Raw genomic sequence first — 20,503 nt, 5'->3', positions numbered from 1 at the left:
TCCTTCAGCGCCCAGCGCTTGCCACTGGATACTCGCTTAAATTGTGATAGCGTCGGGAAATTCGGGAGCAGAAGCAGCAAGCGCCGAACCAGCCGGCGCGTCAGTGGAGATAGGCTACACTGACTCAGGCAGGAGCCCTGCTCTCGAATATGGAGGTAATGTTATGAGGCTTGTACCGATTAGCATTACGCTTAGCTTGCGAATAACCCGGACGGGCTGGTCGATCGCCGTCCGGGCCAACTTCAAAGCTTAGCAAACGGTGGGCGAGGTAGCAGCCTAGCTCACCACTCCATTACAATAGGCCAATCAGCGGATTTTTTCAATCACACCGCGTGATACGGGAAACCTGTGCACAGCTGCAATCCGCCTCCTCCACGAAGGCACGAGCGCCGAGCGCGTCACCGCGCTCTGCTCGTAGGCGTGAATGAAATGGTCCGGCCCGGCCAGAATGCCCGCATGCTTTGCGGCGCAATCCGCCCGCCAGCGGAACAGCAGGAGATCGCCCGGTTCCGCTTCACGCAGCGGCAAGGCCTGCCCGAACAGCCGCAGCGCCGCCTCGACCAGCCGGTCCTCGCCGGAGCGCTCCGCCCAATCCGGCGCATAGGGCGGCACGGCTTCCGGCTCTTCGCCATACAGCTCCCGCCAGATACCGCGGATCAGGCCGATGCAATCGCAACCGATGCCTTTCGCCGCGCCCTGGTGCCGGTAGGGCGTGCCGATCCAGCCTTCCGCCAACGCCACGATCCTCGCACCGACCGTATTCATTCGAAGATCGGGCTGCCATCGTGCACCCGCTCCCCGTCGGCATAGGAATAGGCGAAATCCGCGCCCGGAACATGCGGAAACCCGCGAAAGTTCAAGTGATTTGAGAAGCGCACCTTGCAGGTCGCGAAGGTCTTGTCGCAGCCCGCAACGATGGTGAATGCCTGCCTGACTACCAGCGCCTCGTCAGGCGGAATCCAGAAGGCCAACTCCACGGTCCCGTCTGCATTCACCTCGTGCCCCTCGACGTCGAGACTTGCTCCATCCGCCAACATCATAATCCCGCGCCGGAAAAAGCCGTCAGGAAATGCCCCGAGCCCCGAAACCACGATCCGGCTCATATCCCTTACCTCGGCAATCGCGCCCTCCGCCCGCCAAGCCGCCAAATCGACCCTGCAGCGGCTGTCTCCGAGGCTTGCGTCGCATCGCCTGCCGTAAACCCGCCCCTGCGGCTGGCTCAACCGGTGCGCGATGCTGCGCAACTCCGCGCGGAATTCTCCGCCGGCGCGTGAGACCTCGCCGATTTCGCGAACGGCCAGCAGTATATGTTCTGCTGGCGCCTGCCAGTTGACGAGGAAAAGCTCCACCTGCGCGCCGTCATATTTCCCTGCCGCCAGATCGGCCTCGCTGATCGCCGCGCTCGAAAATCCACCCGCCACTTCCGATGAATCCGCCTGAAGCCCGGTCGCCGCCTCCGTCTCACCCGCAGCAAAGCCGCTCGCCGCCAGGAAGATCGTGCCGGCGAAACTCAGATCTCCGTCATGTTCGGTGAAACCAAGTGTCACGCCATCGCGGCGCGTCACCCGCCAGCAATGGCAGATAGTCGTCGCCTCGCCCTTCAGATGCGCGGCCAGAGCCTCCGGAACCTGTCTCATGCGAGTATCTCCGTCAACGGAATGGTCGGAATGCGCCCGGCATCGAAATGCGCGAGATTGACGTCGATCCGGTCGGTATCGAAGCGAACCGGCACGTCGAATTCATAGCCGGACGTTACCGGCACACCCGCCGGCGGAATGTGCCCGGCCGCAAAGGTCACGATCCCCGTCGCCGTATCGACCTCATAGGAGGAAAACGGCTTCACCGCTCCGCCAACCGCGATCACCACCGATCCGGCCACCGGCTTGACGATCCGCCGCTGCCAGCTTCCACCCGCATCGCCATAGGTTTTCGTGAGCTGGAATGCCGCCGTCGTCCCGTCGCCGGTGCCGATCGGCTGGTCGGTGGCGGAGACGTCCCGTCCCGGCGCGCAGGACTTCCAGTCGACGGGATCGCGGAACCGGAATCCATAGAGCTGCCCGCCCCGCGCCTCGAAGAATTCCAGCACCGCGTAGAGATCGTCGATCGATTTGACGCCCGATCCGGCATCGTAGCTGCGCCGGGAATTGCGCCAGCGCTGATTGCGGTTCTCCCGCCCGTTGGAAAGGTTGACGATATCGGTGCGCCGAACCGGCCCGCCGCTGACGCCAAGCGCCAGCCGCAGTGGAAACCGCACCTCGTGAAAGCCGCTCATCGTTCAGCCTCCATTACAATCCACGCCGGCCGCGCGCGACGCTGCGCGCCAGCATGGCGGAGATCTGCCCCTCGCTCTTCCGGAAGCTCGCCGCATCGGTCGCCGTCACGTTGAAGACGATCTGCGGCATGCCCCCGCCGCCGCCCGCGGAAACGCCGAGCGATCCATCCGGACCGCGCTTCAGCGGCAGGATCGCTTCCGCGCCCGCCTCGCCCATCAGGCCCATGTCGCCGCCCATCGGAAAGAAGCTCGGGGATCGCACCACCCCGCCATCGGCGAAAGGCACCACCGAGCCCATCATGCCGCCGATCGCATTGCCGAGCAGGTTTTCCAGCGGCTTCAAACCCGCTGCGAGCCCGATGTCGGAAAGCCTGTTGCCGAGGCCGCRCAGCACGTCCTCCAGTCCCTTCCCGCCCACCGTGGCGGATCGGAGAGCACCGGTCAGCGCCGCACCGAAGCGCTGCGATCGCGCCTCCAGGTCGGCCATCACATCGGCCAGCGCCTCGGCTCCCGAAAGCGACCCGGCAAATTCGTTGTCTTCGTTTTCCATTGATGCCTCACCTGATTTGCGCATCACCGTCAGCTTGGAGAGCACGGGAAGGTGGCGCGGCATACTCACACCTCCCCCTTGAGGGGGGAGGTCATCGCGAAGCGATGGGTGGGGGTGAAACCTATTGACTTCAAACGGTCACCCCACCCCGGCACTACGTGCCGACCCTCCCCCTCAAGGGGAGGGTGACTGTCATCAATCCGGAAACGCCCGCATCAACGCCTCCAGCCCATCCCGTCCGAAAGCCGCGCCCTGCGGCCGCATCCCACCCGTCATGGCGGAAAGCTCCAGGGGCGTCAGCGCCCAGAAATCCCTGGAGGAGAGCCGCAGCAGGCAGAAACCGGTATGCATCGCCGCCTTCCAGGGAAAGGGTTCCGCCCGCACCGCTCCTCTGCCTGCTGCGGCATTCAAGGGTTTTGCGTCACGCCCTCCTCCGGGCCGGCGAAGGTTGCCGTCAGAAGATCGCCGACGATCCGCGCATAACCGGCGATCCCGCCCTCCACGCTCATCGCGGCCACCTCGTCGTCGGAAAAGAGATTGCCGCCGCCGCGAAGGCCTGCGCCGATCACCCGTATCATGTCAGCCGCCTTCAGCCGGCCGGAAGCGAAGCGCTCTGCAAGCCCGTTGAGGTCGCCGGCAGCGAATGCCGTCTCCAGTTCCGCCAGTGCCCCCAGCGTCAGGCAGAGGATGCGGTGCTCGCCGTCGATCACCGCCTCCACTTCGCCGCGTCTGCGGTTCGCCCGCCCGCCCATCCGCGATGTCATCGGATCGCTCCGAAAGTCAGTGCGCCGGCCGATTCCAGCGCCAGCTCGAACTGCACCTCGCCATTGTGGTCGCCGGAATATTCCAGCGCCGTCACCTGAAAGGGGCCGCTCACCATTCCGAAATCCGGGATCACCACCTGCCAGTTCAGGATGCTGCCGGCAAAGAAGGCCGTCCGCACCAGTTCGTCGCTCGCCTGGTCCTTGAAGATACCGGCCCCCGTCAGCGAGGCGCGCTGCACGCCCGCCCCGCCCAGAAGCTCGCGCCATCGCCCGGCGCTTTCGGCATCGGTCACATCCACCGTTTCGGCGTTGAAGGCGAGCCGTCTCGAACGCAGCCCCGCCACGGTCAGATAACTTCCGCCGTCGTCGATCTTCAAAAGCAGGTCCTTGCCCTTTTGCGCCACCATGTCCTGTCCTCTCGAAAATTGAGAAAGGCGCCGCAGGGGCGCCCGCCGTCATCGAAATGTCGCTTCCACCGAAATGCGCCGCCTGCTACTGCAAGGCGATACGCTCTTCCTCTATCGCCCCCGTCACCATGGCCTCTCCTCCTATGCGCTCCACCCAGACCGTCGCGGTGCTGGCCATCACGCAGCTCACCGGCTGGGGTACGAGCTTCGAGGTGCTCGGCGTCATGGGGCGCGTGATCGCGCCGGAACTTGGTCTTGCGAACGAAATCATCTTCGCGGGCCTGACTATCATGATGATCGTCAGCGCACTTGCCGGCCCCTTGACCGGCCGCCTGCTAGAGCGTCATGGCGCAGCCCGCGTGCTTGCTGCCGGCGCCCTGGCATTCGCGCTGGGCCTTGCGATGCTGGCGGCCGCAAACGGCCTCATGATCTATATCCTCGCCTGGATCGTCATCGGCATCGGAGGCGCATTCGGGCTCTCCGCTCCGGCCTATACCGCGGTGGTCGAGCGCGAGGGGCCGAACGCCAAGCGTACCATCGCCATCCTCATGCTCTTCACCGGCCTCTCGGTTACAATCTTCTGGCCGCTATTGAGCCTGCTCAACGGCCTGATCGGCTGGCGCTCCACCTTTGCCGCCTGCGCAGCCATTCAACTGTTCGTATGCCTGCCGCTCTATCTCTTCGCTCTTCCGAAGCCGATCGCCCGCCAGGAACAGGGTTCGAGCGCCGATCTTGCGCCCGTCGAACTCTCGGCAGCCGAACGCCGAAAAGCCTTTCTCCTCGTCGCGGCCACCACCACCATCGCCTCCTTCGTCACCTTCGGCCTCGCGCCCTCGCTCCTCGAACTGCTCCGCCAGTCGGGCGCAACGCCCGAATTCGCGCTGCAGCTCGCCGCCGCGCGCGGCGTCATCGGCATATCGGCGCGCGGCGTCGACATGCTGCTTGGCCGGCGCGGCAATCCGTTGCTGACCTCCATTGCCGGCACCGGCATGATACTGCTCAGCTTCGCCTGCCTTATGGGCCTGCCGTCTTCGACCGCCAGTCTTTGCGCCTTCATACTGCTCTACGGTTTCGGTTCCGGCGTTCTGGCCGTGGCGCGCGCTCTGCTGCCGCTCGCGCTCTTCTCGTCTCGGGAATACGGACTGCAGGCGGCCCGTCTCTCCCTGCCGCAGAACCTCGCCAATGCGGCCGCTCCCGTGGTCTTCACGGCGCTTCTCGATCGCGCCGGCTATCAGACAGCCATCGTCTTTGCCATGGCGCTTGCGCTCGCCGTCCTTGCCGCCGTCCTCATGCTGATCGCCCTGGTGCGCAGGGCGCGCGCAAAGGCATCATGACGCCGGCTCCGTCAACGCACGGAAACGAACCTCGGCGCAAAACAGCTTCGATTTCGCTTCGCGCCATATGCGCATATCCCGATACCTGAGATTCACGAGAACCGCGCCATCGAGCGCAAGCGCCGCATCGTCGAGCAGCGCACACGTCCGTCCGGCGATCTCCACCACCTCCCTGCGCCCTTCCGCACCGGACCAGATCTCCAGCGTCAGCAGATGCTCTTCCGCGTCCTCCGTCGAGCTCGAATAGTCCCTCGTCTCCATCTCGCCGAACACGATAGAGGGCATATGCGTACGGGCGAGCCAGCGATCGCGGATGCCGTCCCGGCCGATCATGCCCATCAGCGCCCCGTCGCCGGATAGCCTCGCATGGATCGCCGCAAGAAGCGCGTTCGCCGCGGTCATCGTCCTTCCTCCTCGCACTGGCAGACGAGATAGCGCCGCCTCTCGTCCGGGTCGCGCACGAGCTTCACCATGAAGGTCCGCGCGCCCTTGCGGAACCGCTGCCCCGCAGCCACATCCTCCCGAAACCGCATCCAGATGCGGTGGCTCACCGTGCCGGTTTCCGCCACGGCTTCTTCCCGCACCACATGCGAGACCGGCTCGATGCGCGCCCACATGGAGGCGAGCACGTCCCAGGTCGTGAGCGCCCCACCCTGCCCGTCCGGTTCCGAGCGCGGCACCTCGAGGTCGAGCCTGGCGGTCATCTGCCCCGGATCGAAGAAGACGATCGCCATGCTCAAAGCCTCCGCATCCGGAACGGCCCGATCAGCCGCTCATAGCCGACCGGAATCCCGGCCGGCTGCTGGTCGGGCGAAATCGCACCCCGAAAGGCAAACATGTGGCCGATATGGATCGACATTGCCCGCTTCAGCGTGTCCGGCACGTCCGCGCCCGTCTCGCCAAAGCCTGCGGCAAAATCGATCTCGATACCGTTTACCGCCCGTCCCGGCTCCGGCCTCTCTCGCAGCCAGAGCCTTGCCGGACGACCCGTCCCGTCCAGAAGATGATCTTCAAGTGAAACTTCAGAAGCGGCGCCATCCGCGTCGTAAACGGTAATCTTCTGAATCGCTTGCACCGGCGATTTCAGAATCCGAATCACGCCATCGCGGGGCCAGCGATCGAGATAGAGCCGCCAGCCCTGCGCGATCAGGCAAAGCCCGGTCTCGCGCTCCAGATGCTCGCGCGCCGTGCGGATGAGCGAGGAAAGGAGCGCATCTTCTTCGCCGCCATCGAGGCGCAGATGCGCCTTCACCTCGGCAAGCGTCAGCGGCTCCGCCGCGGGCGGACTGGTCAGGGCGTAGGTCATGGAACCTCAGTGAGTAGTGATTAGTCGGTAGTAGTCGGTGGCGAGCAGCGGCGACGAAGTGATCAAGGCGGCCGAATAGCCGCCCCTACTCACTAATCACTGCTCACTAATCACTCGCGCATCAGTTCGCAGCAAACTTCACCAGCTTGATCGCCTCGAAGTTCTGCACCCCGCCCCCCACGCGCTTGGTCGTATAGAAGAGCACATAGGGCTTGGCCGAATAGGGATCGCGCAGGATGCGAACGCCCGCCCGGTCGACGACGAGATAGCCGGCGCGGAAATCGCCGAAGGCGATCGCGAAGGCATCGGCCCCCACATCCGGCATCTCCTCGGCTTCCGCGATCGGGAAACCCATCAGCGAAGCAGGCTGGCCAGCCGTCGCCGGCGGGCGCCACAAGTAATTGCCGTCCGCGTCCTTGAACTTGCGGATATCGGCCTGGGTCTTGCGGTTCATCATGAAGGTGCCGTTCTGGCGGTGTCCGGCCTTCAGCGAATAAACGGCGTCGATCAGCGTGTCGGAGGGGCCGTTTGCGGCCCAATCGCCCGCCCGCCCCGTCGCCACGTAGCCGAGGCTGCCCCAGGCCCAGACTTCTTCCGCCACGGTGGAATAGGAAAGGAAGCCGCGCGGCTTGTTCACGCCGTCGCCGCGGATGAAGGCATCGCCCTCCTGCTCGGCGAAGACGATGTCCACCTCGCCTGCGATCCAGGCCTCGATGTCTACCGCCGCATCATCCAGCAGCGACTGCGTCGCCGCCGGCATGGCATAGAGCTCCATGGTCGGGAAGGAGAGCTCGGAAAGCTGCGGCGTGGCGGTCTGCGGCCGCGCCGCCGTCTCCGCCACCCAGCCGGTGGCAAGCCCCGTCGCGGCAAACGGCTTCTTCAGCACGGCGGAGGAAACGGTCCTGACGGTCGAGAGCGCCCGCATCGGAGAGACCACCGAGATCCGGCGGCCGATCTCCGTGTCGGTTTCCGGCGGCACGAGATAACCGCCGTCAGCGCCGGCGCCGGAGGAGAAGGCCTTGGCCTCCAGCTCGCGCAGCCCCGCTTCCTCGCCGCGCCTTACATAGGCGTCGAAGGCAGCCTTGTGCTCGGTCGCGTCCGCGGAGAACTCTCCGCCGCCACGCCCAAGCGGCGGGCGGGCCTTCTTCAGCGCCAGCTGGTCGAGCACCTTCTTCTGCTCGTCCATGGCGCGGTTGATGCGGTCCATCTTGTCGCGCGTCACCACATCCGAAGTGAGTTTCGTCTCGATCTCGTCGAGGCGGCGGTCGTTTACCTCCTTGAAGGCTTCAAAAGCCTCCATGAAATCGTCGAAGGCCGCCGTCACCGTCTCGGGCATGGCCTTCACCTCGGGCGCAATCTTTGCCTGWTCCGTCATATCGTCTTTCCCTTGAAGCTGGAGTTCAACATGAGTTTCGCCGCCCGCCGCATCTGGCGGACGAGCTCGGTTTCCTTGTCCCGGAAGAACCGCGCATGCTTGACGTTGGAGACCCTGGCCGATGGCAGCATCGGGAAGGTCACCACCGAGATTTCCCAGAGATCGGCCTCCAGGATGCGCCGCACGCCGGTCCTGGCATCGGCCCGCGCCTTGACGGTGCGAAAGCCGATCGAAAGTCCGTCGAGCGCACCGCTCTTCATCAGCGAATGCACCTCACGGGCACGGGCGACGCCTGCCGAAAGCACTCCCTCGACATAGAGGCCGCGCGCATCCTCGCGGATCACCTTCCAGGCGCCGATCGGCTCGGCCGGATCGTGCTGGTAGAGCATCCGTACGCCCTTCGCGCCGCGCTCCGTGAGGGAGTTCATGAAGGCCCCGCGCTCGATCGTATCCTTGCCGAGATCGACCTCGCCGAAGATGCTGGCATAGCCGGAAAAGGAACCGTCGCCGGTCACCCCGGCAAGCTCCAGGTTGGCGAATTTGCGCATGGCGGGACGCGGCCCGCGGTAAGCGTGCATGGGTTTCTCCTGAAATGTTTGAAAATGCGCGGTTAGCGTCCGTTCGGACGCGAACCATACCTCTCAGCCACACGGGCGAGCGCGCCGAGCACCCACCAGGCGGAAAGGCTCGCGGCGGCGGCTCCCGTCAGCATCACCTCCGTGCCGGAAAGCGCGTCTGCAATGCCGAGCCGCTCCGCCAGCCACAGTCCCGTCGGACCGCCGAAGATCAGCCCGCAGCTCATGCCTGTCATGAAACGGCTCGCCGCCTCGCGACGGCTCTTCGGCAGAAGATAGATCAGCGAAATGCCGGCTCCCGCCGTGGCGCCAAGCGCCTTCGCGGCCCAAATACCGGATAGGGCGTCCGGTTCGTTTCCAAGGTCAGCCATCGTTAATCTCTTGTTGAGGTGAAGCACATAGATCGGCGGCACGCGCGCCGCCGCAAAGCATCGGCTCAAGATGCCGGATGCCATTTCCGCAAATCTTGCGAATCCCTTAGCGGGCTTTGTTCGGACTTCGAGTCCGGCAGTTCAGAAAATGATTCAACTGTGCATCCAGGCGATGTTACCCGCCGTACACGTCCTCATCCTCGTCATGCCGGTCATCCTGCCGCCCATGCCGGACAACCAGTACTAGAATTTCATCCGGATGGATTTCATACTCGAAGAGATAGGGATCAGTAGCCGCACACCGTTCGAACCCGGCTTGACCTTGCCAATCTCCGGATGACGCGCGAGCAACTCTCGCGTGCTCCGCAGTTTCCTGCTGAATTCCCGCGCAGCCTGCGCGTTGAATTTCGCCAGATAGGTCCGTTCCGACCGGATGTAGTCCCCGGCCATAGTGGAGATACGGACTCTGTCTCATGCGGCATCGTTCCGCGATTTCTCATCCTGCGCATTCAATGCGTCTAATTCATCGAGAAGGTCGTCCATATCCATGACCTTGCCTTCACGAACCTCTTGGCGCGCCGTGGCAATTTCCAAGAGTTCACTCCCCTCCGCCATCAGGTAATATTTCAATGCCCTCACGATCACCCAGCTCCGGCTTCTGTCCGCCGTCTCGGCGATCTTCTCGATATCTTCCAGAATGTCGAGCGGCAGGCGCAGGGTGATCGGGTCGGAAAGAACGGGCTTGGTCATGGCAGCCTCCATTTGTAATACCGCGTATTACAATACAGACCATCTCCGCTCCGACTAATACCCCACCGCCTCGCGCTTCTCCTCGTCCGTCAGGAAGCTCGCCGCCCCCACCCGCGTCCAAAGCGCCTCGCGTTCGGCGGAAAGCCCTGCCACCTTGTCGAGGTCCGGCTCCAGCCGCAGCCGTTCGCCGTAAGCATCCGAAAGCCAGGCCGAAAAGCTCGCCGCCGTGCGGGAAATCAGCGGCAACACCGTCAGCCGGTAGAAGGCGCGGTTCGCCTCCTGATAGTTCGCGTAGGTATTGTCGCCCGGAATGCCGATCAGCATGGGCGGCACGCCCAAGCCCAGCGCGATGTCGCGCGCCGCCGCATTCTTCGCCTCGATGAAGTCCATGTCCTTCGGCGAAAGCCCCATGGATTTCCAGTCGAGCCCGCCTTCCAGCAGCAGCGGCCGCCCGGCATTCACCGCGCCGGAATAGCCGGCTTCCAGCTCGTCCTTCAGCCTTTGATACTGGTCGGGCGAAAGATTGCCGCCGTCCTTCGGCTGGTAGACGAGCGCGCCGGAAGGCCTGGCCGAATTGTCGAGCAGCGCCTTGTTCCAGCTTGCCGCCGCATTGTGGAGATCGAGCGCGGCACCCGCGGCCGCAAGCGGCGGAAAGCCGGAATGATCGTCGAGCGGGTGAAATAGCTTGAGATGCAGCAACCCCAAGCCTTCCGCATCGACAGGCAACCTGCGCGTCACCCCGCCGGCGCGATAGTCGTAGGCGGCCACCCAGCCGTCGCGGCCCTCCACCACGCTCACCCGGTCGGGGCGAAGCAGGTGCAGTTCGCGCAGATCTTCGCCTAGCACCAGCGGCTCCACATAGGCATTGCCGGAAAGCATCAGGTGCCCGTAGAGCGCCTCGAAGAAATCCGGCCCGCCCTGCCGGCCGTTCGGTCGCGCCAGCAGTCCGAGAACGGGATGTCCGGCAAGCTCGGTCGCGCCGTCATAGGCGAGCCAGGGCACGGCCGCCGCCGTCTCGGCGATCATCCGCACCGCCCGATGCGCGACCGGATTCCTCATGAACCCGCCACGCGAAAGCGCCGCATAGGAACGGCCGGACCAGTGCGCCGCCCCTTCTCCGGAAACCACGGCGAACCCGCCCGCCATCTTCTTCTCGACACGCTGTTCTTCAGGCACGCGCCCTCGCCCCGCCGTGGAGCCCCACGGCAGCCGGAATGGAGATTTCATGGGAAAATCCTTGCTTAAAGTGAGCAGTGATTAGTCGGTAGTGAGTAGTTAAATGCGAGGCGGCGACGCGAAAGCAGACGAGGGCGCGCCCTCACACTAATCACTAATCACTAACCACTACCGACTACTCACTAATCATCAAACCGGCCGCCTCGCCGCCTTGTCCGTGTCGTAGTCCGCCGCGATCCGCATTTCCCGAAGCGGCCTCACCCTGTCGATGGATTTCTGATAGAGCGGATGCGCCTTGTAGGCGATAAGTGCGGCCTCATCGTCGAACTCGCCATAGACCACGAAATCCACCGCATTGCCGAGCTGGTCTGTCTTCGCATTGCTGCCGATCTCCAGAAGCCGCGCATGCGGTATCTCGGTCAGCAGCGACAGGCCGGCAAGCACCGCGTTGCGATCCTCGTCGCTCCGGGCGGTGAAGAAGACGATATGGCGGATCATGTCTCACTCCAGTCTCATGCAACGCCCACGCGGCTATCACATATCCGTCCGGCCTCAAACCCCGGCAAGCGCGCGGCAAAACGCCCTTCCATATCCGGCCACCAGTTCCGCCCGGTCCGTGCCGTTTATGATGCGCCGCGCGCCCAGCCAGTCGTCCCGGCGGGGCCCGAAATAATCGCCAAGCCGCATGCCGGTGAAGCTGCCCGCCCGCATGCCTTCGATCAGGATCGTCACCGAAACCTCCATTTCCATGGCGCGGGACGGATCGCTCACCAGATCCACGCCGGTCAGTTCCGACATGGCCTCGTAGTTCCGCCGGTGGGTGAGCTGCACGAGCCCACGGCCGAGCCAGCTCTTTCCTTCCGCGTCCGGCCGCCAGTAGGGCGTCCGGACCGAGCCGAGCCGGCCGCTCGCATAGGCCTTTTCCAACCTGGCGATCGCCGCCGCGTCGGTCCTCGCCAGCGTCTCGCGCATCGGCTGCATGGTGCCGGCGGTCTCGTGAAAGGCGGTCGCCAGCACATAGGCCAGCGATTGCGTCAGCGCCTCCGGCTCTCCGCCCCCACCCCGCTTCCGCCATCCGTCGAGAACCGCGTTCAGCCCCTCCACCTGCTTCGCCCGCAGCCTGCCGCCGAAGATTTCGGCCCGCACACGCTCGAAGAAATAGCGCCGCTCGACATGCATGCCGCCCCTCCCGTTTACTGTTCTTGAGGAAATCCGAAAGTTTCAATCGGTTTAGAAAAACTAAATCGTTTTAAGCCGTTAGGCGGGTGATTTACTTTTGTGAAACCCTGTGGAACCAAGAGGCAGAAGCAACGTTAGATGGCTCGCTGAAAGGAGATCATGATGATGCACCAATCTGCCCCAGTCGCTGTCGATAACGCCCCGGCCAAGCAGCCCATCCCGCAGCATGTGCTGGACCGCCTCGAATCCGAATGGCAGCAGATGCGCGAAAACGCGCCCGCACCATCCGTCCAGATCCCCTTGAAACGCCCTTAAAGCGCGGCCGAGACATCAGACCCCGCGCACCCTCGGCTCGCCCTGTCCTTCGAGCATCAGCGCCGTCAGCGCCCAGACCAGCGCGTCCAGCCGGTCGGGCGAACGGCCACTGGAGAGCCCCTCCGGTCCGAAGTCGCACATCTGGTCCTCCAGTTCTGCGAACCGTCCGGCATGGGCCACCCGGCCCTGCTCATAGAGAGCGGCCACCGGTTCGGCGCGCAGGAATTTGCCGCGCGTCGCCCGCACCATGACCACGGGCAGGTTCGCGTCCACGCTTTTCAGCATGGCTGTCACCATCTCGCCGCCCTGGTTGACTTCGGCCACCACCCGGTCCGCCTGGAAGCGTTCGTAGGCTCTCGCCACCGCATGCGCCCAGCCGGCGGGGCTTTTTCCTTCCACCGAACAGTCCGCCAGCACCACGCCACGCCCGCCCGCCTCTATCCCGGCCACCACGATGCCGCAGCAGGAGCTTGCTCCTGCGCCTGAGGGCGGATCGACTGCCACTACGACGCGACGCAGCGCTCCGGCAAACCGGATCACGCAGGTTTCGAGGTCGGTGCGCTTCCACAGCGCATCCTCGCGGTCCTCGATCAGCTCGCCCTCGAGTTCCTGTCGCCCGAGCCGCGTGCCGCCATAGCGTCCTTCGAGCACCTGGATGAAGCCCGGCGCCAGATTGCCGGCATTGTCTCTCGTCGAAATCCTCACGAGCCGCGTTCCCGGCTCGGCGATCAGCCGTTTCAGCACCGGCACGGGACGCGGCGTCGTCGTCACGAGCTGGCGCGGATCGGCCCCGAGCCGAAGCCCGAACTGCAGCATGTCGAAAGTCTCTTCCGGGTATTTCCACTTGGCGAGCTCGTCGCACCACGCGAAATGGAACTGCGGCCCGCGCAGGCTCTCCGGGTCTTCGGAGGAGAAGATCTGCGCCACCGTACCGTTCGGCCACACCAGCCTTCGCCGCGAGATCTCGAATTCCGGCCGCTTGCTCCGAGCAACCCGGCAAATGCCCGAAACGCCGTCGATCATCACCTCGCGGGCGTCACCCAGCGTCTCTGCCACCAGCGCGATCCTCAGGTTCGAGCGCTTGGAGGCGCAGGCCAGCGCATGCACCCATTCCGCGCCCGCCCGCGTCTTGCCCGATCCCCGCCCGCCCATGATCAGCCAGGTCCGCCAATCGCCTTCGGGCGGCTTTTGCTCGCGACGGCCGAAGAGAAACCATCCGCGCTGCAGGCGCGGCGCATGTCTCGGCCACGTAGGGTGCTTCGTCGTATCAGGTTCTCTCGGCGAAGCTGATGGTACTTTCCCCCCGACGGGGAGAAGAGAGGAAGATAGACCTAGCGGCACACTCCCTCTGATCTCCCCCCTTGAGGGGGAGATGTCACCGGAGATGACAGAGGGGGGTGGCAACGGCTCGGCAGGATCAGCCTGCACGTCTGTCGAGGCGATATCCCCCTCTGCCCTGCCGGGCATCTCCCCCTCAAGGTGGGAGATCGATACGCCGCGCCCTTTCTTTCCACATGCCATTACACCACTATCAAGGGTAAGATCGCTAGCAGAGCCAGCAGGGGTTTGAAGGCCCTCGATCACCGCCGCACCGGCCTGATTGGCCTTGCGAGCAATCGTGCAAAGCTCGCCGATCCGCGTCATGCCAACCTCATGCTTGGCTAGGACTTCCGAAAAGCTATCGGGAACCGCTTCCTCACCCGGTGTCAGGCGGTTGCGGTCGATCCCCTCCCGGACCGCCGGGCTCACCGCCGTCAGCACGCCCCTCGCACTTCCAGCTCTCAAAGCGTTCGCGCGCGCGTTCCTCGATAAGCCGCTCGACTTCGCGCACCGCATCCTCATACCCGCCCTCCTCCGCCTGCCGTTCGGCCTCCAGCTCCCGGTCGCGGGCAAGCTGGCGCTGCAGGGCATCCACCTTTTCGAGCGTCCGCACGATCAGCGACATGGCATCGGTCGCGGCCTTCACGTCGGCGCGGGCGAGCTTCTGCGCTGCCTCGTCGCCGCCGTCGAGAAGCGCTTCGGCGGTGGCGCGCAGCTTGCGGAAGGTCGAAAACTGCGCGCGCATCTCCACCGTCATCTCGTTCAGCAACCGCCGCAGTTCCTCGCCGTCGGAGCGCATGCCCTCGGCGGACTTCGTCTCCAGCAGCACCCCGCGCACCGCATCGGCCAGGCGCAGATCCTCCATCCGTACGGTCTCGCCAAAGCGCGGCTGTTCCGCCCAGAGCCCGAACAGCGCCAGGTCCAGCGTCTCGAAATCATCCATGGCCGATATCCGTAAGGCGCGCGAATTCGCGCCGGTGGCCGAAACCCCACCCGCGTCAAAAGCGCTGCCGAATCCTGAAAAAAGAAAGCCCGGCTTGATTGAGGCCGGGCCAGTTGACTGGAAGCCTTGCGACCGCTGCCCTCAAAGGCTGCCCGCGGCCGCAATTCTTCGACTATGCCAAGAACCTATCAAACCACCGTCACGCCGTCAAGGATTATTTTCCTATCTCGGTGATTTTTATTGCTGTGCTCTGTTTCCGGCAGCTCATAGCTTCCGCCGCCTCCTCGTTCTGGAACAAACCGGCTCAGCCCCGGTTACGTCGCCAACCGATTGCGGAAAGGGTAGCTCATGGAAACCGGCGCAAGTCATTCTCTCCCCACCATACCCGTGATGCTCACCGTCAACGGCGAGCGCCACCGGTTCGAGCTTCATCCCTGGGTCACGCTTCTCGATCTCCTGCGCGGCCCCCTGCAACTCACCGGGACCAAGAAGGGCTGCGATCAGGGCCAGTGCGGCGCCTGCACGGTTCTCATCGATGGCGAGAGGATCAATTCCTGCCTCAAGCTCGCCGCCAGCCTCGACGGCGCCGAGATCACCACCATCGAGGGCCTCGGAACGCCGGAAAACATGCACCCGCTGCAGAAGGCCTTCCTTGACCACGACGCCTATCAGTGCGGCTATTGCACGCCGGGGCAGATCTGTTCCGCCGCCGGCCTGCTCGCCGAAGGCCATGCCCGGTCCCGCGCCGAGATCCGCGAGCTGATGAGCGGCAATCTCTGTCGCTGCGGCGCCTATACCAATATCGTGGACGCCGTCGAGGAAGTCCTGGGCCACCAGGCGGCTCTCCGGGAGGCGGCGGAATGAGGCCCTTCGATTACACCCGCGCCGAAACCGTTCGCGACGCTGTTGCCGCGCTCGTCGCCAATCCCGAGGCGCAACTGCTCGCCGGCGGCACCAATCTCGTGGACCTGATGAAATACGACGTGGCGCACCCCGCCGCCATCATCGATATCAACCACCTGCCGCTCAGGCAGATCGAAGAGCTTCCGGACGGCAGCCTGCGCATCGGCGCGCTCGTCAGCAATGCGGCCGTCGCCCATAATCCGCGCATCCGGGAGCGCTATCCGCTGCTCGCCAGTGCGATCCTGGCCGGAGCCTCACCGCAACTCAGGAACGCGGCCACCACCGGCGGCAACCTGCTCCAGCGCACCCGCTGCTATTATTTCTACGATCCCGCGAGCCCCTGCAACAAGCGCCAGCCGGGCTCCGGCTGCTCGGCGATCGGCGGCGTCAACCGTATCCACGCCATTCTCGGCGCCAGCGACAAATGTATCGCGGTCCACCCTTCCGATATGTGCGTGGCGCTCGCCGCGCTCGCCGCGATCGTCGAGGTCGAAGGGCCGGAGGGCCGCCGCGACATCCCCTTTGCCGAATTCCACCGGCTGCCCGGCGATCATCCCGAGCGCGACAACACGCTGAGCCAGGGCGAAATGGTCCTCGCCGTACGGCTGGAGGGCAATCACTTCGTCCCCCACCACAGCTACCTGAAGCTTCGCGACCGGCTTTCCTTCGCCTTCGCGCTGGTCTCGGTCGCCGCGGCCATGGATATCGCCGATGGCGAGATCATCGATCTGCGCGTGGCGCTCGGCGGCGTCGCCCACATGCCCTGGCGCGACAGTCTGGCGGAGGCCGAATTCGCCGGCGCCCCGCCGACGGAGGAGACTTTCCGCAAGGTCGCCGCGCGGCTTCTGGCCGGCGCGAAGGGCCAGGGCGGCAATGATTTCAAGATCCCGCTCGCCCATCGCGCAATCGTGCGGGCCCTCTCCCAGGCCGCCGCCGGCACGCCGCAGGATCAGACCGTTAAAGCCTTCCAATAGAGAAGCTTCGCCCATGCAAAATCATTCGCGGATCGTCGGTTTTCCTTTTTCCCGCATCGAGGGACCGCTGAAGGTCACCGGTCAGGCACACTATGCCGCCGAGCATCCCGCGCCGGGCCTGCTATACGGCTTCGTCGCGGTCTCCACCATCGCCGCCGGCCGCATCGCGGAGATCGATACGGCCGAAGCCGAGCGATTTCCCGGCGTAGTGAAAGTCTATACCCACGAAAATCGGCCCGGCGCGACCCGAAGCGACGAGAAATGGAAGGATACGGCCGCCGTGCCTGGCCACCCCTTCCGGCCTCTGGAAAACGACCGCATTCTCTATGACGGCCAGCCCGTAGCGCTGGTGATCGCCGAGAGCTTCGAGGCCGCCCGCGATGCCGCCGCCCTCATCCGCATCCGCTACGTCGCGGACGAGCCCCATACCGATATCCTCCGCGAAAGGCGGCAGGGCTATGTGCCGCCCGAGCCGCGTGGGGAAAGCATGGTGCCGCCCCCTCCCCGCGGCGAACCGGAACTGGCCTTCGAGGCCGCGCCTTGCACGGTCTCCGCGGAATACGTGCTGGAGGGAGAGCACCACAATCCGATGGAACTCTTCGGCACGACGGTGCTCTTCGAAAACGGTGGCCTCACCATCCACGACAAGACGCAAGGGCCGCAGAACACCCATGACTATGTCTGCAACGTCTTCGGCCTCGATCCCGAAAAGGTCAGGGTGAAAAACAGTTTCGTCGGCGGCGCCTTCGGCGCGGGCCTTCGCCCCAAGCACCAGCTTTTCCTTGCCGTCATGGCGAGCCTCGATCTCAAGCGCTCGGTCAAGGTGGAGCTTTCCCGCCGCGAAATGTTCTATCTCACCTGGCGCCCCGCAACCGTGCAGCGGATTTCGCTCGCGGCCGATCGGGACGGCAGGCTGCAATCGGTCATGCATCATGCCGTACAGGCCACATCGCGCTACGAGGATTATCAGGAAAACGTCGTCAACTGGTCGGGCCTCGCCTATCGGTGCGACAATGTCAGGCTTTCCTACGAACTCGCCAGGCTGGACGTCTCCACGCCGGGCGACATGCGCGCTCCTGGTGCCGCCACCGGCGTCACCGCGCTCGAGGCGGCCATGGATGAACTCTCCTACGAGGTCGGTATCGATCCGGTGGAGCTGAGGCGCCGCAACTTCGCGGATCATGACCAGAACCGGGGCAAGCGGTTCACCTCCAAGGCGCTCGACGCCTGCTACCGCGAAGGTGCCCACCGCTTCGGTTGGGACCGGCGGTCCTTTGCGCCCCGCTCGATGCGTAAGGGCCGCGATCTCGTCGGCTGGGGCATGGCGGGCGGCGTCTGGGAAGCGGCGATCGCGCCGGCCGAAGCCCGGGTCCGCCTTTCCGCCGATGGCAGCCTCACCGTCTCGGCGGCCGCCTCCGATATCGGCACCGGCACCTATACCATCCTCGGCCAGATCGCGGCCGAAACCTTCGATGCATCCCTCGACAGGGTGGAAGTCCGGATCGGCGATTCCACCCTGCCGAAAACCGGTGTCGAAGGCGGCTCGCGGACCGCCGCCTCCTCCGGCTCTGCTGTCCACGCCGCCTCGAAGGCTGTCGTCAGGACGCTGCTTGCCCATGCGAAGGGAATGGCGAACTCGCCGCTTGCCCGCGCATCGGAGGAAGACGTCTCGGTCAGCGAAGGCCGGCTCGTGCTCGAGCGCAATCATCAGATAGGGCTTTCCATAGGCGACATCATGGAGGCCGCCGGCCTCTCCTTCATCGAGGAACACGGCAAGGTCGAGCCCGATGAGGAGCAGATGAAGACGTTCATCAGCTACACCCATTCGGCCGTCTTCGTGGAAGTGAAGGTCGATGAGGAACTCTRCATCCCGCGCGTCACCCGCGTCGTCAGCGCGATCGCCGGCGGGCGCATCCTCAATCCCAAGACCGCCCGCAGCCAGATTGTCGGCGGCGTCGTCATGGGCATCGGCATGGCGCTTCACGAGGAAGGCATGATCGACCACCGCACAGGCCGGATAATGAACCACAATCTGGCGGAATATCACATACCCGCCCATGCCGATATCGAGGAGATCGAGGTGATCTTCGTGGAGGAGGAAGACGACAGGGTGAGCCCGATCGGCGCCAAGGGCCTGGGCGAGATCGGCATCGTCGGCGTCGCCGCCGCCGTCTCCAACGCCATCTTTCACGCCACCGGCAAGCGCATCCGGCATTTTCCCATTACGGTCGACAGGATTTGGGGGGCATGAGATAGGCGCTGGGTACTGGCGTCGAGTTTGCCCCTCACCCTAACCCTCTCCCCGCTTGTGGGGAGAGGGTTAGGGTGAGGGGGCAAATTCCACAGACCTTGCGAACTCCGCCAGCCCGGCAACTCACGTTCCGCAGAACGTCTTCGTTACCCGCTCCTCCGGCTTCGGCGGCACGGTGAATTCGGCAAACCCGGCGATATCCTCATAGGGCCGTTCCAGTGCCGCCAGCAGGCGCTCGAAGCGCTGCATGTCGCCGGCCGTCGCGGCAACGATCGCCTCCTCGATCCGGTGGTTGCGGGGAATGACGGCCGGGTTGACGGCTCGCATCGAGGCCGCCCGCGCGGCTGCGGATTGCGGCTCTTTCGCCAATCGCTCACGCCATGTCGCCAGCCATTCGCGTGCCTTTTCCGGCTCGGAAAAGCTTGAGAGAAAACCCTCGTCCGCCCCTTCGGCCGCATCGCAGAGCCGGCGGAAGGCCAGCGTGAAATCCGCCTGCCCCTCGTGCATGGCGCCAAGCAGCGCCTGCACCAGATCGCCGTCGCCTTCCTCCTGGCGGAAGAGCCCGATCTTGGCGCGGAAGACTTCGAGCCAGCGCGCCTGGAAATGCTCGCCGAATTCCTTCAGCACGGCATTCGCCTCGTCCACCGCCCGATCCTGGTCATGGCCCTGATCTTCGCCCAGAAGCGGCAGCAGGCATTCGGCGAGCCGGGCGATGTTCCACTGGGCGATCCCCGGCTGGTTGCGATAGGCATAGCGGCCCATGTGGTCGATGGAAGAGAACACCTTCATCGGATCGTATTCGTCCAGAAAGGCGCAGGGTCCGAAGTCGATCGTCTCGCCGGAAATCGTCATGTTGTCGGTGTTCATCACCCCGTGGATGAAGCCGATGCCGAGCCAGCGCGCCACGAGATCGGCCTGCGCCAGCGCCACGGCCCGCAGCAGCGCGAGATAGGGTTTTTGCTCACTCTTCAGCGCCGGATAGTGCCGTTCGATCACGTAGTCGGCGAGCACCTTGATCGCCTCGTTGTCGCCGCGCGCGGCGAAGAACTGAAACGTGCCGATCCTGACATGGCTTGCCGCGACCCGCACAAAGATCGCGCCCGGCTCCACCCGCTCGCGATAGACCGGCTCGCCGGTCGCGACCGCCGCCAGCGCCCGCGTGGCGCGAATGCCGAGCGCGTGCATGGCTTCCGAAACGATGTATTCCCGAAGCACCGGACCGAGCGCCGCCCGCCCGTCACCCCTTCGCGAAAAGGGCGTCGGCCCGGAACCCTTGAGTTGGATGTCGCGGCGCTTACCGCTCGCGTCCACCACCTCGCCGAGCAGGATCGCCCGCCCGTCGCCGAGCTGCGGCACAAAGCTGCCGAACTGGTGGCCGGCATAGGCCATGGCGATCGGCGCGGCCCCCTGCGGCACGACATTGCCGGCCAGCATGGCCGCAAGCCGCTTCGGGTCGGTCAAGTCTGGTTCGATCTTCAGTTCCGCCGCCAGCTTTTCATTGAACTTCAGAAGCACAGGCCCTTCCACCGGCTCGGGATAGACCGAGGCGTAGAACCTGTCCGGCAGGCGGGCATAGGAATTGTCGAACTGGAACAAGCAAAACTCCTTCACAAGCGGGCATCGGCCGCTTCCTTCAATATGGGAACAGCCGATTCTCCGAACAAGGAAAAAGCGGATTGGTTGCGCCCTTATCCTCCTCGAAGGTCCGCTTTTACCCCCCTCTGCCCCGCCGGGCAGA

25 protein-coding genes are annotated in these 20,503 nt (G+C 64.7%); 5 read left to right on the top strand and 20 right to left on the bottom strand.

Translation table 11 applies throughout. The features are described 5' to 3' along the window. Positions 1-306 precede the first annotated feature (306 nt). The 7 genes from LCM4573_RS26785 to LCM4573_RS26755 all read right to left on the bottom strand — a co-directional run bounded on the left by LCM4573_RS26785 (position 307) and on the right by LCM4573_RS26755 (position 3,993). Positions 307-765 (bottom strand): NlpC/P60 family protein, encoded by a 459-nt coding sequence (locus LCM4573_RS26785; RefSeq protein ID WP_071009655.1) that lies wholly within the window; start codon positions 763-765, stop codon positions 307-309. Next, positions 762-1,637, bottom strand: a complete 876-nt coding sequence (locus LCM4573_RS26780; RefSeq protein WP_071009654.1) for a DUF2163 domain-containing protein — start codon at positions 1,635-1,637, stop codon at positions 762-764. The genes LCM4573_RS26785 and LCM4573_RS26780 overlap by 4 nt, the downstream gene beginning before the upstream one ends. Then, entirely contained in the window at positions 1,634-2,272 is a 639-nt protein-coding gene (locus tag LCM4573_RS26775; protein ID WP_071009653.1) for a DUF2460 domain-containing protein, read from the bottom strand. Before LCM4573_RS26775 ends, LCM4573_RS26780 begins: the two co-directional genes overlap by 4 nt. Before the next feature lie 13 nt (positions 2,273-2,285). Next, positions 2,286-2,822, bottom strand: a complete 537-nt coding sequence (locus LCM4573_RS26770) for a phage tail tape measure protein (RefSeq protein WP_071009710.1) — start codon at positions 2,820-2,822, stop codon at positions 2,286-2,288. A gap of 195 nt (positions 2,823-3,017) precedes the next feature. Beyond that, on the bottom strand, positions 3,018-3,233 hold the full coding sequence (locus tag LCM4573_RS26765) for a rcc01693 family protein (protein ID WP_071009652.1): 216 nt from the start codon (positions 3,231-3,233) through the stop codon (positions 3,018-3,020). Next, the gene (locus LCM4573_RS26760) at positions 3,230-3,586 is read right to left on the bottom strand and encodes a gene transfer agent family protein (RefSeq protein WP_071009651.1); all 357 of its coding nucleotides are present in this window, start codon (positions 3,584-3,586) and stop codon (positions 3,230-3,232) included. Before LCM4573_RS26760 ends, LCM4573_RS26765 begins: the two co-directional genes overlap by 4 nt. Continuing rightward, positions 3,583-3,993 (bottom strand): phage major tail protein, TP901-1 family, encoded by a 411-nt coding sequence (locus LCM4573_RS26755; protein ID WP_071009650.1) that lies wholly within the window; start codon positions 3,991-3,993, stop codon positions 3,583-3,585. The genes LCM4573_RS26760 and LCM4573_RS26755 overlap by 4 nt, the downstream gene beginning before the upstream one ends. Before the next feature lie 128 nt (positions 3,994-4,121). On the opposite strand from LCM4573_RS26755, the gene LCM4573_RS26750 reads away from it, so the two are divergent. Beyond that, positions 4,122-5,327 carry an MFS transporter gene (locus LCM4573_RS26750; protein WP_071009709.1) on the top strand — a complete coding sequence of 402 codons (1,206 nt, stop codon included), beginning with the start codon at positions 4,122-4,124 and terminating at the stop codon, positions 5,325-5,327. Here the strand turns inward: LCM4573_RS26750 and LCM4573_RS26745 are convergent. The 10 genes from LCM4573_RS26745 to LCM4573_RS26695 form a co-directional block, all read right to left on the bottom strand. Then, the gene (locus LCM4573_RS26745; protein ID WP_071009649.1) at positions 5,322-5,729 is read right to left on the bottom strand and encodes a DUF3168 domain-containing protein; all 408 of its coding nucleotides are present in this window, start codon (positions 5,727-5,729) and stop codon (positions 5,322-5,324) included. The two genes, LCM4573_RS26750 and LCM4573_RS26745, sit on opposite strands and share 6 nt — an antisense overlap. Next, complete coding sequence (locus LCM4573_RS26740) at positions 5,726-6,061, bottom strand: phage head closure protein (protein WP_071009648.1); 336 nt, start codon at positions 6,059-6,061, stop codon at positions 5,726-5,728. The genes LCM4573_RS26745 and LCM4573_RS26740 overlap by 4 nt, the downstream gene beginning before the upstream one ends. A gap of 2 nt (positions 6,062-6,063) precedes the next feature. Further along, complete coding sequence (locus tag LCM4573_RS26735) at positions 6,064-6,633, bottom strand: head-tail connector protein (RefSeq protein WP_071009647.1); 570 nt, start codon at positions 6,631-6,633, stop codon at positions 6,064-6,066. A 121-nt stretch (positions 6,634-6,754) separates the two neighbouring features. Continuing rightward, on the bottom strand, positions 6,755-8,008 hold the full coding sequence (locus tag LCM4573_RS26730; RefSeq protein WP_071009646.1) for a phage major capsid protein: 1,254 nt from the start codon (positions 8,006-8,008) through the stop codon (positions 6,755-6,757). Continuing rightward, positions 8,005-8,586: an HK97 family phage prohead protease gene (locus tag LCM4573_RS26725; RefSeq protein WP_071009645.1), complete on the bottom strand. Its 582-nt coding sequence runs from the start codon at positions 8,584-8,586 to the stop codon at positions 8,005-8,007. The genes LCM4573_RS26730 and LCM4573_RS26725 overlap by 4 nt, the downstream gene beginning before the upstream one ends. A 32-nt stretch (positions 8,587-8,618) precedes the next feature. Beyond that, entirely contained in the window at positions 8,619-8,954 is a 336-nt protein-coding gene (locus LCM4573_RS26720; RefSeq protein ID WP_071009708.1) for a DUF6107 family protein, read from the bottom strand. A 471-nt stretch (positions 8,955-9,425) separates the two neighbouring features. Next, entirely contained in the window at positions 9,426-9,704 is a 279-nt protein-coding gene (locus LCM4573_RS26710) for a CopG family ribbon-helix-helix protein (RefSeq protein ID WP_071009707.1), read from the bottom strand. Between the two features lie 54 nt (positions 9,705-9,758). After that, the gene (locus LCM4573_RS26705) at positions 9,759-10,931 is read right to left on the bottom strand and encodes a phage portal protein (RefSeq protein WP_071009643.1); all 1,173 of its coding nucleotides are present in this window, start codon (positions 10,929-10,931) and stop codon (positions 9,759-9,761) included. 138 nt (positions 10,932-11,069) lie between these two features. Continuing rightward, on the bottom strand, positions 11,070-11,378 hold the full coding sequence (locus LCM4573_RS26700) for a Dabb family protein (protein WP_071009642.1): 309 nt from the start codon (positions 11,376-11,378) through the stop codon (positions 11,070-11,072). Between the two features lie 54 nt (positions 11,379-11,432). After that, positions 11,433-12,059: a glycoside hydrolase family 19 protein gene (locus tag LCM4573_RS26695; protein ID WP_071009641.1), complete on the bottom strand. Its 627-nt coding sequence runs from the start codon at positions 12,057-12,059 to the stop codon at positions 11,433-11,435. A gap of 159 nt (positions 12,060-12,218) precedes the next feature. On the opposite strand from LCM4573_RS26695, the gene LCM4573_RS28190 reads away from it, so the two are divergent. After that, on the top strand, positions 12,219-12,374 hold the full coding sequence (locus tag LCM4573_RS28190; protein WP_156176971.1) for a hypothetical protein: 156 nt from the start codon (positions 12,219-12,221) through the stop codon (positions 12,372-12,374). Between the two features lie 15 nt (positions 12,375-12,389). Here LCM4573_RS28190 and LCM4573_RS26690 read toward each other — a convergent pair whose 3' ends face one another. Further along, positions 12,390-13,601, bottom strand: coding sequence for a DNA-packaging protein (locus LCM4573_RS26690; protein ID WP_071009706.1), 1,212 nt, complete (start codon positions 13,599-13,601; stop codon positions 12,390-12,392). Between the two features lie 469 nt (positions 13,602-14,070). Continuing rightward, positions 14,071-14,637, bottom strand: a complete 567-nt coding sequence (locus LCM4573_RS26685; RefSeq protein ID WP_071009640.1) for a hypothetical protein — start codon at positions 14,635-14,637, stop codon at positions 14,071-14,073. A gap of 348 nt (positions 14,638-14,985) precedes the next feature. Between LCM4573_RS26685 and LCM4573_RS26680 the strand changes: the two genes are divergently transcribed. From LCM4573_RS26680 to LCM4573_RS26670, 3 genes are read left to right on the top strand one after another with little or no spacing between them, the layout of a single operon-like run. Beyond that, positions 14,986-15,501: a (2Fe-2S)-binding protein gene (locus LCM4573_RS26680; protein ID WP_071009639.1), complete on the top strand. Its 516-nt coding sequence runs from the start codon at positions 14,986-14,988 to the stop codon at positions 15,499-15,501. Continuing rightward, positions 15,498-16,514: a xanthine dehydrogenase family protein subunit M gene (locus LCM4573_RS26675; protein WP_071009638.1), complete on the top strand. Its 1,017-nt coding sequence runs from the start codon at positions 15,498-15,500 to the stop codon at positions 16,512-16,514. The genes LCM4573_RS26680 and LCM4573_RS26675 overlap by 4 nt, the downstream gene beginning before the upstream one ends. A 13-nt stretch (positions 16,515-16,527) precedes the next feature. After that, on the top strand, positions 16,528-18,765 hold the full coding sequence (locus tag LCM4573_RS26670; protein WP_071009637.1) for a xanthine dehydrogenase family protein molybdopterin-binding subunit: 2,238 nt from the start codon (positions 16,528-16,530) through the stop codon (positions 18,763-18,765). A 123-nt stretch (positions 18,766-18,888) separates the two neighbouring features. Here the strand turns inward: LCM4573_RS26670 and LCM4573_RS26665 are convergent, their stop codons facing one another. Further along, positions 18,889-20,361 carry a YdiU family protein gene (locus LCM4573_RS26665; RefSeq protein ID WP_083347646.1) on the bottom strand — a complete coding sequence of 491 codons (1,473 nt, stop codon included), beginning with the start codon at positions 20,359-20,361 and terminating at the stop codon, positions 18,889-18,891. Between the last annotated feature and the right edge of the window lie 142 nt (positions 20,362-20,503).

Source organism: Rhizobium sp. LCM 4573, assembly GCF_001854865.1.
In the GTDB taxonomy this organism is placed as follows: Bacteria; Pseudomonadota; Alphaproteobacteria; order Rhizobiales; family Rhizobiaceae; genus Neorhizobium.
Note: the sequence above shows the minus strand (reverse complement) of the source record. Positions and strands in the feature narration are given on the sequence as shown.